This is a genomic window from Streptomyces sp. NPDC003035 (assembly GCF_042888285.1).
In the GTDB taxonomy this organism is placed as follows: Bacteria; Actinomycetota; Actinomycetes; order Streptomycetales; family Streptomycetaceae; genus Streptomyces.
The window spans coordinates 414,274-427,748 of sequence record NZ_JBIAPJ010000003.1; the positions used below are offsets into that span (position 1 = coordinate 414,274).

A 13,475-nucleotide genomic window follows, 5' to 3' on the forward strand; every position below is an offset into this window, starting at 1 on the left:
TGGAGCCCCGTGCGCCCGGAGCGGCTCCCTCCGACGCCCCGCGCGCGTGCGCTTCCTTCTCGCGACGAAGTCATTAGGCTGCGCGACGAGCCGCACCGGGAGCCCGGAGGGACCCGGACCCGGGCCCGGACATCGACGGACCCGGACATCGACGGAAGCGAGAAGATCTTGAGTTTCCTCACCATCGGTCATCGCGGAGTCATGGGCGTCGAGCCCGAGAACACCCTGCGCTCCTTCGTCCGGGCCGAGCAGGCCGGGATGGACGTCATCGAGCTGGATCTCCATCTGAGCAAGGACGGCGCCCTCGTCGTCATGCACGACGCCGACGTCGGCCGGACCACCGACGGCAGCGGCCCCATCGCCGAGAAGACCCTCGCCGAGCTACGCGAGCTGGACGCGGGCGCCGGGGAGCGCGTCCCCGTCTTCGAGGAGGTCCTGGACGCGGTGCGGTCGCCGCTCCAGGCCGAGATCAAGGACGTGGCCGCCGCCCGGACGCTCGCCGAGGTGCTGAACCGGCGAGACCTCGTGGCGCGCGTGGAGGTCCTCTCCTTCCACGACGAGGCCCTCGTGGAGATCGCCCGGCTGGTCCCCGGCGTGCGGACCGCGCTCGTCGCCGACCTGTGGGGTGCCGACCTCGTGGACCGGGCGAAGGCGGTCGGCGCCGGCGCCCTCGTCCTGAACATCCGGCACCTCACCCTGGACACCGTCGAGCGCGCGCACCGGGAGGGTCTGCGGGTCATCGGCTGGGTCGTGAACACCCAGGACCACCTGCGGCTGGCGCGCGCCCTGGAGCTGGACGGCGCGACGACCGACTACCCGGAGATCCGTCGCACCGGCCGCTTCACGGCCTGAGTCCCGGCCCGGGGGTCCGGCCCGAGTCCCGGCCCCCGGCCTCAGAGCAGCGGCCTCAGGCCAGCGGCTTCACCAGGAGCTCGAACTGCAGGTCGTCCCGCTGCGGGACACCGAAGCGCTCGTCGCCGTACGGGAACGGGGTCATCTCTCCCGTACGGCGGTAGCCGCGCCGCTCGTACCAGGCGATGAGCTCCTCTCGCACGGAGATCACCGTCATGTGCATCTCGCGGACGCCCCAGAGCTCCTGGACCCGGCGCTCCGCCTCGGCGATGATCACTCGGCCCAGACCGGCGCCCTGGAGCTCGGGGCGGACCGCGAACATGCCGAAGTAGGCGGCGTCCCCGCGGTGTTCGAGCTGGCAGCAGGCGACGATCTCGCCGTCGCGCTCCACCACCATCAGCCGGCTGCCCGGGGTCGTGATGACGGCGCGCACCCCCTCGGCGTCGGTCCGCTGCCCCTGCAGGAGGTCCGCCTCGGTGGTCCAGCCGCCCCGGCTCGCGTCGCCGCGATAGGCCGACTGGACGAGCGGGACGAGGACCGGGACGTCGTCCTCGACCGCGTCGCGGTAGGCGATCCGGCCGGTGTCCTGGGATGTGGCGGTGTCCATGCTGTTCCGGTCTCCCCTCGGGGCGCTGACGATCCCCCGAGCGTAACGCCCCTGGGCGTGCTCCCCCCGCGTACGCCTGTGCGCTCGCGTAGGTCGGACCGCGCGCGGGCATCGACCCCGGGGAGACCCACGGGAGGTGTGTCGTGCACGGACCGGCGTTGTCGGGCTGGCTGTTGCTGACGCTGTGCGGGGCGAGCGGGGTGTACTGCCTGCTGAGGATGCGCAGGTGTGCGGGTGAGGAGCGCAGGGCGGCGGGGAGCGAGGCCGTGATGGGCTTCGGGATGGCCGCGATGTCGCTGCCGGCGGCCGTCCTCACGCCGCCCTCCTGGTCGTGGGCGGTGTACGTCGCCGTGTTCGGGGTGGCGGCCGTGCGCGCGTTGTCGGCGGTACGGCGCGGGGGTCACCATCTGCACCATCTGCTGGGCTCCTTGGCGATGGTCTACATGGCGGTGGCGATGGCGGTCCCGGCCCAGGGGGCGCACGGAGGGCACGCGGCCGGGAGCACCGGGGGCGTGCCCCTCCTGACGGGTGCGCTCCTCGTCTACTACGCCGTGTACGTGCTCCGCACGGGGGCGCGGCTCGTCCCGGTGGCGGTGCCCGCGGGCGGTCCGCCGGCGGCCTGGGCGAACCGGCCGGAGTTGGCGCTGGTGTGCCGGCTGTCGATGGCGCTCGCGATGCTGGCGATGCTCGTGACGCTGTGAACCCGTGACCCTGACCCGGCCGCCGTCGAAACCGTGGCGTACGTCACTTGGCGCGCGAGGCCATACCCCCGAGTAGCAGGCCCTCATAGGCTGGACACATGTTGGTCTCCCTCGCGCTGCTCGCGCTCGGCGTCCTGACCGCCGCCGTGGCCCCACGGCTGCTGGCACGGTCGGACTGGGCGGAACGCGAGCCCGTGGTGGCCCTGTGGATGTGGCAGTGCGTGGTGGCGGCGGTGCTGCTGAGCTTCGCACTGTCGATGACGTTCAGCGCCGCGGCCGCCTGGCAGGTGGTTCGGGGTCAGGTCTTCGCGCCCGCGCCGCGCGGGGTGATCGAGGCGTACGAACTGGGCACCCACCACCCCTGGTCGGCGGTGCTCGCGGTGGTCCTGGCCTGCGGCGGACTGTGGACCGGCGCGATGCTCGGCCGGGAGATCAGCCGCGCGCGGGCCCGCCGTCGGCAGCGCCGTGGCGAACTGCTCGTCCGTGCGCCCCTGTTGCCGGGCGAGGAGCCGAGCGGTGAGCGTCTCGTCGTGCTGGAGGGCGAGCGTCCGGACGCCTGGTGGCTGCCGGGGGCCGCGCCGCGGCTGGTCATCACGACGGCGGCGCTGCGCCGGCTGAAGGGCCGCCAGCTCGACGCGGTGCTCGCGCACGAGCAGGGACACGCCCGGGCCCGCCACGACTGGCTGCTGCACTGCTCCGGGGCGCTGGCGGAAGGCTTCCCGGGGATTCCGGTCTTCGCCGCCTTCCGCGGCGAGATGCACCGGCTGGTGGAGCTCGCGGCCGACGATGTCGCGTCGCGGCGGTTCGGGCGGCTGACGATCGCGCTGGCGCTGGTGGAACTGAACGAGGAGCGCGGGGTGTTCGGGCCCGGAACGACAGCGGACGCGGATCTTCCGCAGCGGGTCAACCGTCTCCTCACCGCCGCTCCGCGACTCACCGCCGGGCGGCGGCTGCGGCTGACGGCGACGGCGGCGTTCGTCCCGGTGGTGCCGGTCCTGGTGGCCTTCGTGCCCGCCCTGAGGGTGCTCGGATAGTCGGGGGACTGCGGCGTACCGGCGCGTGGTTCGGGGAAGATCGGTTCATGCGTTCCTCCGCCGTGGTCTCCGGTGCCCTGGCCGTACTGCTGCTCGTCCTCGTGGCCGTGGGCTGGCCGCCACTGCTCTCGCTGGACCGGTCGGTCTCCGAGGAACTGCACCGCAGCGCCGTGGCCGAGCCGGGTTTCACCCAGCTGAACCGGATCCTGAGCGACTGGGTGTGGGATCCGTGGACCATGCGCGCGCTGATCGCCGTCACGGTCGTGGTGCTGTGGTGCCGGCGCGAGCGGCCGCTCGCCCTGTGGCTGACGGTGACCAGCCTGCTGACGGCGGCCGTGCAGCAGGGCACGAAGTGGGCGGTGGACCGGGAGCGGCCCGGCTGGCCGGATCCGGTGGACTCCGCGCACTACGCGGCGTTCCCCTCGGGACATGCGATGACGGCGGCCGTGAGCTGCGGACTGCTGCTCTGGGTGCTCGCCCTGCACTGGCGGGAGGGTTGGCGCGGCTGGAGCGTGGCCGCGGTGGCCGCCCTGGTGTCGGTGCTCGGTGTGGGGTGGACCCGGGTCTATCTCGGGGTGCACTGGCCGTCGGACGTGGTGGCCGGCTGGCTGCTCGGCTGCTTCTTCGTGGTGGTGTCGATCCTCACGTTCCGCACGTACGGACGGGGCACCGGACGGGCCGGTCCGAGGGGCTCCGGGCGGAGCAGAATGGAGGAGACGCGATGAAGCCGCCTGCCCTGGACGATCCCCCGCGTCGCCCAGAGCAGACGGCAAACCCGCTGACCAGCCACGAAGGCGCGACAGCAGACTGCGCTGAGTATATTGGCTGCGAGCCAGTCAACGCAGGAGTCCAGCATGTCCCCGCGTAGCCCATCGGTCAATGAAGAGCTCCGGCGACGCTCCCGGGAGCGGCTGCTGCAGGCGACCGTCGAGCTGGTTTCGGAGCGGGGGTACGAGGCGACGACGCTGGGCGACATCGCCGAGCGCGCGGGCTCGGCACGTGGTCTGATCTCGTACTACTTCCCCGGCAAGCGGCAGCTCCTGCAGTCGGCCGTGCACCGGCTGATGCACCTCACGCTGGAGGAGGCGCTGGAACGCGAGCCGCGGACCGAGGACGGCCGGGAGCGGATGGCACGGGCCATCGACGCGATTCTCGGACTGGCGGTGGACCGCCCCGTGCTCATGCGGACGCACATGGCGGGCATCCTGCAGGCCGAGGGGTTCGTGCAGTGTCCGGAGCAGCAGCGGCTGGCGTTCCTGCTGCGGGACACGGTGACGCGCTACGGCTCCGCGAACGTCGACGCGGACTATCCGCTGCTGCGGGCGCTGCTGATGGGCGCCGTCGTGGCGGTGCTGCTGCCGGGGGCGCCGATGCCGATGGCCCGGCTGCGGGCGGAGCTGTTCCACCGCTACGGGCTGGACTGGGAGCAGGGCGTGCCGCCGGACGGGGGTCCGCCCGACGGCCTGCCCTTCACGGCGTCCGCGTTACGGAGCCGGGTGCCGTATCAGCCCTCGAAGGCTCAGCCTGCCAAGGCCCAGCCTGCGAGGGCTGGGTCCTCAGTGACTCAGTCCTCGAAGTCCTCGAAGTAGTCCGGCTGGGTCTGGACGTTGAGCGCGTCCATCCGGACACGCTTCGCCGGGTCCGTACGACGGTCGTCGAGCTTCAGCACGTCGAAGCCCTTCGCCATGTCGTTCGAGTAGATGTAGCCGTTGTAGTAGTACGCGGACCACGAGCCACCCGTGCTGATGGTGGTGGCGGAGAGCGGACCGCGCTCGAAGTAGGCGATCTCCTTGGGCTTGGCGGAGTCGGTGAAGTCCCAGACCGAGACACCGCCCTGGTACCAGGCCTGGACCATGAGGTCCTTGCCCTTGACCGGGATCAGCGAGCCGTTGTGGGCGACGCAGTTCTCGGTGTTCGCCTGGTGGCGGGGGATCTTGAAGTAGCTGCGGAAGACGAGCTTGCGGTTGTCGCCCTTGCCGACGATGTCGTAGATGCCGTCGGCGCCGCGGTTCGGGCCGACGGCCTCGTTGCAGGTCGCGCCGGAGCCGCCGCCGAGCTCGTCGGTGAAGACGACCTTGTTCGCCCTCTGGTTGAAGGTCGCCGAGTGCCAGAACGCGAAGTTGACGTTGTCCTGGACCTGGTCGATGACCTTCGGGTGCTCCGGGTCCTCGATGTCGAAGAGGATGCCGTCACCCATGCAGGCGCCGGCCGCGAGGTCCTTGCTCGGCAGCACGGTGATGTCGTGGCAGCCGGTGGTCTTGGAGACACCCGGGTTGGTGGGACTGCCGGGGTTGCCGCCTCCGTTCGGGCCCTCGCCCGGGAACAGGACGGGGAAGCTCACGATCGCGGCCTTCTCGGGCGCCTTGCGGGGCACCTTGATGACCGAGATGCCGTCGTGCGGAGGCTGGCAGTCCGGGAACGCGGCGTTGGGCGAGTACGAGGAGACGTAGACGTACACGTCCTTCTTCTTGGGCACCAGCGTGTGGGTGTGCGAGCCACAGGCGGTCTCGACGGCGGCGACGTACTTCGGGTTGGTGATGTCGCTGATGTCGAAGATCTTCATGCCCTCCCAGGAGGACTTCTCCGTGGCCGGCTGGCTGACGCTGGCACAGGAGTTGTCGCTGCGGGAGGAGTCGGTGGAGAGGAAGACGAGGTTGCCGGAGACGGAGATGTCGTTCTGCGATCCGGGGCACAGGACCTGGGCGACCGTCTTCGGGGCGCGCGGGTTGCTGATGTCGAAGATGCGGAAGCCGTCGTAGTTGCCGGCGAAGGCGTACGTGCCCTGGAAGGCCAGGTCGGAGTTGGTGCCCTTGAGAGCGTCCTTGGGGATGTTCACGAGGTGCTGGATGTTGTCGCTGTGGACGATCTCGTCCACGCCGGGTATCTCGCCGCTCTGGATGGCGGACCGGGCTTCGGCCGCCTGTTCCGAGCTGACGGTGCCCTGCGACGCCGGGGCGTCACCCGGGTCGGGTGTGGCGGCTGCCGGGCCCGCCGCGAGCAGGCTGACCAGCAGTCCGGCGGCGGCGGTCGCCACACCCAGACCTCTGATCCGAGCACGCGGGGTACGCGTGATGCGCGTGGTACGCAACGAAGTCACTCCGTCCTCCCTTGGATCCGTTCGTAGTTGAACGGGTGATGGACGTCGGCAGTATCGTCCTTAGCGTGCACATCTCAACAGATGGCAACACAGATGTCATGAATGTTTTTGCTCGACGCCCCTGAGAAGCATGCTAGGAACGGTGCTCGACGCACGTCCCTCGGTCCCTCGGAACCACCCCTGGAGGTCGCCTTGTTGAACCGCCGTATCCGTGGAGCTGTCGCCGTCGCGCTGTGCGCCGTGGCGATAGGGGCGCTGTCCGCCTGCGAGTCGGCCCCGGACGGCGGCACGCCGCAGGGCAAGGCGTCCACGGGCCCCGCGGTGGTGGCGCCCGGCAAGCCGGGCGAACCGGCGCGGCGGATATCGCCCGCCGAGGCGTCCCGGCTGCTGCCCGACGACAAGCCCAACGCGGCGGACTTCAGCTATGCGCAGATGATGATCGTCCATCACCGGCAGGCGCTCACGATGACCGCGCTGGCTCCGCAGCGCGCCGCATCGGCCCAGGTCAAGAAGTTGGCCGACCGGATCACGGCGGCGCAGAAGCCGGAGATCGACGCGATGGAGGGGTGGCTGAAGAACAACGGCGGCCCGCGTGAGCAGGGCGGTCACGACCACCACACGATGCCGGGCATGGCGACCGAGGCCCAGTTGGCGGAGCTGCGGAAGGCGAAGGGCGCGGCGTTCGACGAGCTGTTCCTGAAGCTGATGATCACGCACCACGAGGGGGCGGTGACGATGGCGGCCGAGGTGCTGGGGCAGGGGAACAACGTCCTGGTGGAGGAGATGGCGAACGACGTCATCGCGCAGCAGACGTCGGAGATCAACCGCATGCGCTCGATGTAGGTGCGGCTGGATGCCGGCGCGGCTCGACGGCGTGGGTCGGGATCGAGGGGGCGGGATCGGGGAGCGGCTCCGGGGCCGTCCGGGCGACCCGGCCCGTCGCGCGTCTCCCCCGCAGGGGCTTCCGGTGCCATGCTGGAAGCGTCTCGGCGGGAATCCCCGCGGCGGGAAGGAGTCCGGCCGTGCTGCGTGTCGCTGTCGTCGGTTCCGGGCCCAGCGGGGTCTACACGGCCCAGTCGCTGGTCCAGCAGTCGGTGGTGCCCGGGGTGCGGGTCGACGTCCTGGACCGGCTGCCCTGCCCGTACGGTCTGGTCCGTTACGGTGTCGCGCCCGACCACGAGAAGATCAAGTCGCTGCAGCAGAACCTGCGGGTGGTCCTGGAGGACGAGCGCGTCGGGTTCGTCGGCAATGTCGAGGTGGGTGCGCGGGGGCTGACCCCGGCCCGGCTCCTGGAGCTGTACCACGCGGTCGTGTACTGCGTGGGCGCGGCGCGGGACCGTCGGCTCGGGGTGCCGGGCGAGGACCTGGCGGGCAGCCACTCGGCGACGGAATTCGTCTCCTGGTACAGCGCCCATCCCGATGCCGTGGGCCACGGGTTCCCCCTCGACGGGCGCTCAGCGGTGGTGATCGGCGTGGGAAACGTGGCGGTGGACGTCACCCGGATCCTGGCCCGGGGCGCGGACGAACTGCGGGCCACCGACGTGCCGCAGGGGGCCCTGACGGCCCTGGCGGCCAGCCGGGTCCGCGAGGTGCACATGGTGGGGCGGCGGGGCCCCGGCCAGGCCAAGTTCACGACGAAGGAGCTGCGGGAGCTGGGCGGTCTGGAGGGTGCGCGGGTGGAGGTGGAGCCGGCGGACCTGGCTCTGGATCCCTCGTTCGCGGACCCCGCGGCACTGCCTGCCGTGAACCGGCGCAATCTGGAGGTCGTCCGCGGATGGGCGACGGGCGCCGGGGACGCGGTGGCGCAGGAGGCGGCGCGGCGCATCCGGCTGAGGTTCTTCCTGCGGCCGGTGGAGCTGCTCGGCGAGGACGGCCGGGTGGCCGCCGTCCGCTTCGAACGGACGGAGCCGGACGGAGCCGGCGGTGTGCGGGGCACGGGACGGTACGAGGAGATCGAGGCCCAGCTGGTCCTGCGGGCGGTCGGCTACAAGGGGATCGCGCTGTCCGGGCTGCCGTTCGACGAGGCCCGCGGGGTCGTCCCGAACGAGGCGGGGCGGGTGCTGCGGGACGGTGTGCCGTCGGCGGGCGAGTACGTCGCCGGCTGGATCAAGCGAGGCCCCACGGGGGTCATCGGCACCAACCGGCCGTGCGCCAAGGAGACGGTGACCTCCCTGCTGGCCGACGCGGCGGAGCTCTCCGCGCGACCGGTGACGGCCGACCCCGTCGGAGCGCTGCGGGACCTGGGCCACGAACCGGTCGCCTGGCCCGGCTGGCTCTCCATCGAGCGCGCGGAGTCGGCCCTGGGCGTCTCCCTGGGCCGCGGCCGGGTGAAGATCCCGGACTGGGCGGGACTCCGGGCGGCCGCGCGGGAGGGCCCGTGAGGACCCGGGGGCGCAGGAGCTGGCGCGTGAGCCCGTGGGCGGCGTGGCTGGCGCGTGAGCCCGTGGCGGCGTGAGCTGGCGGCGTGAGCCGGCGGCGGCCTGAGCCCCTGGCGATCCCGCACGTCACGTAGCGGGTCCCGCCCGCTTCAGGCTCCCAGGCGCTGCTCCTGCGCCCCGGCCGCCCGCAGGACGCTGTCGAGGAGGCCGGGGAAGAGGGCGTCCAGGTCGTCGCGGCGCAGGGCGTTCAGTTTGGCGGTGCCCCGGTAGATCTGCTGGATGACGCCGCTCTCGCGCAGCACGCGGAAGTGGTGCGTCGTCGTCGACTTGGTCACCGGGAGGTCGAAGAACGAGCAGCTCAGCTCGGTGCCCTCGCGCGCCATGTCGCTGACGATCCGCAGCCTCACCGCGTCGGACAGCGCGTGCAGCACACCCTCCAGGCGGATCTCCTCCCGCGCGGGGTGGTCCAGGACCCGAGGGTTGGTCGCGGTCGTCATGGCGGCGGCTCCAGTTCATCCGGGGTACGCACCCATCGTACGAGAACTCTCGTAGTTTGACAGATGGCGTACTACGATGAGTATCGTACGACCATCAACCGAAGGCCCCTTGAAACGGAGTCCGCCATGAGCGTCGCCCTCTTCGAGCCGTACACCCTGCGGTCGCTGACCATCCCGAACCGGGTGTGGATGGCGCCGATGGACCAGTACTCGGCAGAGGTGTCCGGCCCGAACGCGGGCGTCGCCCACGACTGGCACTTCGCCCACTACGGCGCCCGCGCCACCGGCGGTACGGGCCTGATCCTCGTCGAGGCCACCGCGGTCTCCCCCGAGGGCCGGATCAGCCCCGCCGACCTCGGCATCTGGAACGACACCCAGGCCGAGGCGCTCCGCCGCATCGCCCGGTTCCTGAAGGAGCACGGCACCGTGCCCGGCATCCAGCTCGCGCACGGCGGCCGCAAGGCGTCCACCAAGCGTCCCTGGGAGGGCCGGGGCCCTGTCGCACCGGACGACCACGGCTGGCAGCCGCTCGGACCGAGCCCGGTCCCGTTCGCCGAGGGCTACCCGGTCCCGGTCGAGCTGACGGTCGAACAGATCAAGGAGATCGTCGGCCAGTTCGCGGACGCGGCCCGCCGCGCGCTCGACGCCGGCTTCGAGGTCGTCGAGGTGCACGGCGCCCACGGCTACCTCATCAGCTCGTTCCTCTCCCCGCACAGCAACCACCGCACCGACGCGTACGGCGGCTCCTTCGAGAACCGCACCCGGCTGGCCCTCGAAGTCGTCGACGCCGTACGGGCGGTGTGGCCCGAGGAGCTGCCGGTCTTCTTCAAGATCTCGGCCACCGACTGGCTCGGGGAACAGGGCTGGACGCCGGACGAGACCGTGCGCCTCGCGGCCCTGCTCCAGGAGCACGGGGTCGATCTCCTCGACGTCTCCAGCGGCGGCAACGGCGGCCCCGCCGAGATTCCGGTCGGCCCCGGCTACCAGGTGCCGTTCGCGGCCCGGGTGAGGGCCGAGACCGGCCTGCCCGTCGCCGCCCTGGGACTCATCACGGAGCCCGAGCAGGCCGAGAAGATCCTCGCCAACGGGGAGGCCGACGCCGTCCTGCTCGGGCGCGAGCTGCTCCGCGACGCCTCCTGGGCCCGCCGGGCGGCGCGCGAACTGGGCGCGCAGACCCATGCGCCGAGCCAGTACGCCTGGGCGATCTGAGCACTCCCTCCCCTGCGGACTTCTCCCCGGGTCGACGCGGCACACGGCGCCGACCTGGGGAGAAGCCCGTTCCGGGGGCCGCTGTCAGTGGCGGGGTGCAGACTGGCCCGTATCCGCGACAACGGCGTCCTGGAGGTGTCGGCCATGCCCGACGTAGTTCTGACCGTAGGCACCCGCAAGGGTCTGTTCATCGGCCGAAGGCGCGACGGCCGATGGGAGTTCGACGATCCCCACTTCAACGCGCAGGCGATCTATTCGGTCGCCATCGACACCCGAAGGTCCACGCCCCGGCTCCTCGTCGGCGGCGACAGCTCGCACTGGGGTCCGTCCGTCTTCCGCTCCGACGATCTCGGCGCCGGCTGGACCGAGCCGCCGAAGCCGGCGGTGAAGTTCCCCAAGGACACGGGCGCGTCGCTGGAGCGGGTCTGGCAGCTGCACCCCGCACCCGCGCACTCCCCGGACGTCGTCTACGCGGGGACGGAACCGGCCGCGCTCTTCAGATCCGAGGACGGCGGCGCGTCGTTCGAGCTGGTGCGTCCGCTGTGGGAGCACCCCACGCGGTCCCGGTGGATGCCGGGCGGGGGCGGCGAGGCCGTGCACACGATCGTGACGGATCCGCGCGATCCGGAGGCGGTGACGGTCGCGGTGTCGACGGCCGGGGTGTTCCGCTCGCGCGACGGAGGGGCGAGCTGGAACCCGTCCAACCAGGGGGTGTCCGCGGTGTTCCTGCCGGATCCGAACCCGGAGTTCGGTCAGTGCGTGCACAAGATCGCGCAGGACGCGGGTGACCTGGACCGGCTCTATCTGCAGAACCACTGGGGTGTGTACCGCAGTGACGACGCGGGGACGAAGTGGACCGACATCGGTGCCGGACTCCCCTCCGACTTCGGCTTCACGGTGGTCGCGCACCCCCATCGACCCGATGTGGCCTATGTGTTCCCCATCAACGCGGACGAGGACCGGGTGCCCGCCGGACGCCGCTGCCGTGTCTATCGCACGAGTGACGCGGGAGGCAGCTGGGAGGCGCTGACGACCGGCCTGCCGGAGGGCGACCACTACGGCACGGTGCTGCGGGACGCGATGTGCACGGACGACGGCAGCCCGGCGGGCGTGTATTTCGGCAACCGCAACGGCGAGGTGTACGCCAGCGCGGACGACGGCGACAGCTGGCAGCTCCTGGCCGAGCACCTGCCGGACGTGCTCTGCGTGCGCGCGGCGGTGGTCGGGTGAGCGGACGGGCGGGCCCCACCCGAGGCTGACCACGGGCGGGCCGACGAGGCCCTCAGGGCAGCTGCCAGTCCACCGGTTGCGCGCCGAGGCGGACGAGGAGGTCGTTCGCGCGGCTGAAGGGGCGGGAGCCGAAGAAGCCGCGGTCGGCCGACATCGGGGAGGGGTGGGCGGACTCGATCGCCGGCAGGTCGCCGAGGAGCGGGCGGGCGTCGCGGGCGTCGCGTCCCCAGAGGATCGAGACCATCGGCTTTCCGCGCGCGGCGAGGGCGCGGATGGCCTGCTCGGTCACTTCCTCCCAGCCCTTGCCGCGGTGGGCGGCGGGCTTGCGGGGGGCCGTCGTCAGCGCCCTGTTGAGGAGGAGCACGCCCTGTCGGGTCCACGGGGTCAGGTCGCCGTTGGAGGGCCTGGGCAGGCCGAGGTCGGTGTGCAGCTCCCGGAAGATGTTCTCCAGGCTGCCGGGCAGGGAACGGACCTCGGGCGCGACCGCGAAGCTGTGGCCGATGGCCATCCCCGGGGTCGGGTAGGGGTCTTGACCCACGATCAGCACCCGCACCTCGTCGAAGGGCTGCTGAAAGGCCCGCAGGACGTGCTGTCCCGCCGGCAGGTAGGTCCGTCCCGCCGCGATCTCCGCACGCAGGAAGTCGCCCATCGCCGCGACACGGTCGGCCACGGGACGCAGTGCCTCGGCCCAGCCGGGCTCCACCAGTTCACTCAACGGTCTAGCTGCCACGGCAGATCACCCTACCGGCCCACCGGAGTCACCCGAACCGGGGCTAGGGTGCGCGATGTCGTCACTTCTCTCATCTCCGGAGCGGGTCCATGAGGTCGTACGTCTCCAGCGCCGACGCCTGGGTGGTCGGGGTCGACTCGGGTGGGTCCGGGCTGCGGATCGCCCTCGGGCGGGCGGCGGACGGGGTCGCCGTGGAGACCGTGGCGTCCCGTGAGCCCGTGCGGACCGGTCCCGGGGGGATCGAGGCGGCCCCTCTCCTCGCGCAGGTGCTGCCCGCCGTCGAGGCGATGCGGGGCCGCGCGGGGGCGGGGGCCGTCGTCGCCGTGGCGGTCGGGGCCGCCGGAATGGCGACGCTCGGCGACGAGCTGCGCGCCGTGCTGCCCGGCGCTCTCGATCAGGCGCTCGGCGTACGGCGTCTGGCGCTGGCCGCCGACGCCGTCACCGCGTACGCCGGGGCCCTCGGGCAGCGCCCCGGGGCCGTCGTCGCGGGCGGCACGGGTCTGATCGCGCTCGGCACGGACCTGAACACCTGGCGCAGGGCCGACGGCTGGGGCCATCTGCTCGGCGACTGCGGCAGCGGTGCCTGGATCGGCCGGGCCGGCCTGGAGGCGGCGATGCGGGCCTTCGACGGGCGGCGCGGCGGTTCTCCGGCGCTGCTCGCCCGGGCCGAGGAGCGGTTCGGTCCCGCGGCGGGACTGCCGGCGGCGCTGTACCCGCGGTCCGACCGGCCCGCCGTGCTGGCCTCCTTCGCACCCGAGGTCGCGCACGCCGCCACGGCCGGTGACCCGGTGGCGGCGGAGATCCTGCGGCGGGCCGCCGCGCACGTGGCCGAGGCCGCGTCCGCCGTGTGCCCGGCCGCGGGTGCGCCCGAAGTGGCTCTGACGGGTGGCCTCTTCATGATGGGTGACCCGCTCCTCGTACCGCTGCGGGCGGAGCTGGCGGACCACCTGCCGCACGCTCGCCCGACGCCGGCGGCCGGGGATCCGCTCGCCGGATCGCTCGCCCTCGCCGCCTGGCTGGCCACGGACACGCTCCGGCTGCCCACGGAGCCGCGGCTGCTGCAATTGACCCGGTAAACGACGGTTCGGACAAAGAGGGGCAGATTACGCTCTGCTGCACCTCACCGCACTGCGCGGCGGG

General features: G+C 72.3%; 14 protein-coding genes. 10 read left to right on the forward strand and 4 right to left on the reverse strand.

All coding sequences use genetic code 11. The features are described 5' to 3' along the window. Nucleotides 1-168: 168 nt before the first annotated feature. Nucleotides 169-852, forward strand: coding sequence for a glycerophosphodiester phosphodiesterase family protein (locus ACFYV5_RS11545; protein ID WP_355110438.1), 684 nt, complete (start codon nucleotides 169-171; stop codon nucleotides 850-852). Between the two features lie 55 nt (nucleotides 853-907). On the opposite strand, the gene ACFYV5_RS11550 is transcribed toward ACFYV5_RS11545, so the two are convergent. Next, a complete protein-coding gene (locus tag ACFYV5_RS11550) occupies nucleotides 908-1,459 on the reverse strand; it encodes a GNAT family N-acetyltransferase (protein ID WP_355110437.1) in 552 nt (183 codons plus the stop codon). 143 nt (nucleotides 1,460-1,602) lie between these two features. On the opposite strand from ACFYV5_RS11550, the gene ACFYV5_RS11555 reads away from it, so the two are divergent. From ACFYV5_RS11555 to ACFYV5_RS11570, 4 genes are all read left to right on the forward strand, one after another. Next, a complete protein-coding gene (locus ACFYV5_RS11555; protein WP_389167210.1) occupies nucleotides 1,603-2,160 on the forward strand; it encodes a DUF5134 domain-containing protein in 558 nt (185 codons plus the stop codon). Nucleotides 2,161-2,258: 98 nt separating this feature from the next. Further along, a complete protein-coding gene (locus ACFYV5_RS11560; protein WP_355110435.1) occupies nucleotides 2,259-3,194 on the forward strand; it encodes a M56 family metallopeptidase in 936 nt (311 codons plus the stop codon). Between the two features lie 47 nt (nucleotides 3,195-3,241). Next, entirely contained in the window at nucleotides 3,242-3,919 is a 678-nt protein-coding gene (locus ACFYV5_RS11565; RefSeq protein WP_389167213.1) for a phosphatase PAP2 family protein, read from the forward strand. 129 nt (nucleotides 3,920-4,048) lie between these two features. Continuing rightward, nucleotides 4,049-4,783, forward strand: coding sequence for a helix-turn-helix domain-containing protein (locus ACFYV5_RS11570; protein WP_355110433.1), 735 nt, complete (start codon nucleotides 4,049-4,051; stop codon nucleotides 4,781-4,783). Here the strand turns inward: ACFYV5_RS11570 and ACFYV5_RS11575 are convergent. Continuing rightward, nucleotides 4,759-6,291: an LVIVD repeat-containing protein gene (locus ACFYV5_RS11575; protein WP_389167216.1), complete on the reverse strand. Its 1,533-nt coding sequence runs from the start codon at nucleotides 6,289-6,291 to the stop codon at nucleotides 4,759-4,761. The two genes, ACFYV5_RS11570 and ACFYV5_RS11575, sit on opposite strands and share 25 nt — an antisense overlap. 192 nt (nucleotides 6,292-6,483) lie before the next feature. On the opposite strand from ACFYV5_RS11575, the gene ACFYV5_RS11580 reads away from it, so the two are divergent. Continuing rightward, the gene (locus ACFYV5_RS11580) at nucleotides 6,484-7,134 is read left to right on the forward strand and encodes a DUF305 domain-containing protein (protein WP_389167219.1); all 651 of its coding nucleotides are present in this window, start codon (nucleotides 6,484-6,486) and stop codon (nucleotides 7,132-7,134) included. A 179-nt stretch (nucleotides 7,135-7,313) separates the two neighbouring features. After that, nucleotides 7,314-8,672, forward strand: coding sequence for an FAD-dependent oxidoreductase (locus tag ACFYV5_RS11585; protein WP_389167221.1), 1,359 nt, complete (start codon nucleotides 7,314-7,316; stop codon nucleotides 8,670-8,672). A 146-nt stretch (nucleotides 8,673-8,818) separates the two neighbouring features. Here ACFYV5_RS11585 and ACFYV5_RS11590 read toward each other — a convergent pair whose 3' ends face one another. Then, nucleotides 8,819-9,166 carry a helix-turn-helix transcriptional regulator gene (locus ACFYV5_RS11590; protein ID WP_355110430.1) on the reverse strand — a complete coding sequence of 116 codons (348 nt, stop codon included), beginning with the start codon at nucleotides 9,164-9,166 and terminating at the stop codon, nucleotides 8,819-8,821. Between the two features lie 126 nt (nucleotides 9,167-9,292). Between ACFYV5_RS11590 and ACFYV5_RS11595 the strand changes: the two genes are divergently transcribed. Next, complete coding sequence (locus ACFYV5_RS11595; RefSeq protein ID WP_389167224.1) at nucleotides 9,293-10,375, forward strand: NADH:flavin oxidoreductase/NADH oxidase; 1,083 nt, start codon at nucleotides 9,293-9,295, stop codon at nucleotides 10,373-10,375. 144 nt (nucleotides 10,376-10,519) lie between these two features. Further along, nucleotides 10,520-11,605, forward strand: a complete 1,086-nt coding sequence (locus ACFYV5_RS11600; protein ID WP_389167227.1) for a WD40/YVTN/BNR-like repeat-containing protein — start codon at nucleotides 10,520-10,522, stop codon at nucleotides 11,603-11,605. 52 nt (nucleotides 11,606-11,657) lie between these two features. Here the strand turns inward: ACFYV5_RS11600 and ACFYV5_RS11605 are convergent, their stop codons facing one another. After that, entirely contained in the window at nucleotides 11,658-12,335 is a 678-nt protein-coding gene (locus ACFYV5_RS11605; protein WP_389167229.1) for a uracil-DNA glycosylase, read from the reverse strand. 89 nt (nucleotides 12,336-12,424) lie between these two features. Between ACFYV5_RS11605 and ACFYV5_RS11610 the strand changes: the two genes are divergently transcribed. Next, entirely contained in the window at nucleotides 12,425-13,411 is a 987-nt protein-coding gene (locus ACFYV5_RS11610; protein ID WP_389167231.1) for an N-acetylglucosamine kinase, read from the forward strand. Nucleotides 13,412-13,475: the final 64 nt, after the last annotated feature.

Excerpts from the sequence above, each read along its gene's own strand:
- ACFYV5_RS11560 (WP_355110435.1), top strand. The coding sequence starts at position 2,259 with ATGTTGGTCTCCCTCGCGCTGCTCGCGCTCGGCGTCCTGACCGCCGCC.
- ACFYV5_RS11595 (WP_389167224.1), top strand. The coding sequence starts at position 9,293 with ATGAGCGTCGCCCTCTTCGAGCCGTACACCCTGCGGTCGCTGACCATC.
- ACFYV5_RS11590 (WP_355110430.1), bottom strand. The coding sequence starts at position 9,166 with ATGACGACCGCGACCAACCCTCGGGTCCTGGACCACCCCGCGCGGGAG.
- ACFYV5_RS11570 (WP_355110433.1), top strand. The coding sequence starts at position 4,049 with ATGTCCCCGCGTAGCCCATCGGTCAATGAAGAGCTCCGGCGACGCTCC.
- ACFYV5_RS11550 (WP_355110437.1), bottom strand. The coding sequence starts at position 1,459 with ATGGACACCGCCACATCCCAGGACACCGGCCGGATCGCCTACCGCGAC.
- ACFYV5_RS11565 (WP_389167213.1), top strand. The coding sequence starts at position 3,242 with ATGCGTTCCTCCGCCGTGGTCTCCGGTGCCCTGGCCGTACTGCTGCTC.
- ACFYV5_RS11600 (WP_389167227.1), top strand. The coding sequence starts at position 10,520 with ATGCCCGACGTAGTTCTGACCGTAGGCACCCGCAAGGGTCTGTTCATC.
- ACFYV5_RS11610 (WP_389167231.1), top strand. The coding sequence starts at position 12,425 with ATGAGGTCGTACGTCTCCAGCGCCGACGCCTGGGTGGTCGGGGTCGAC.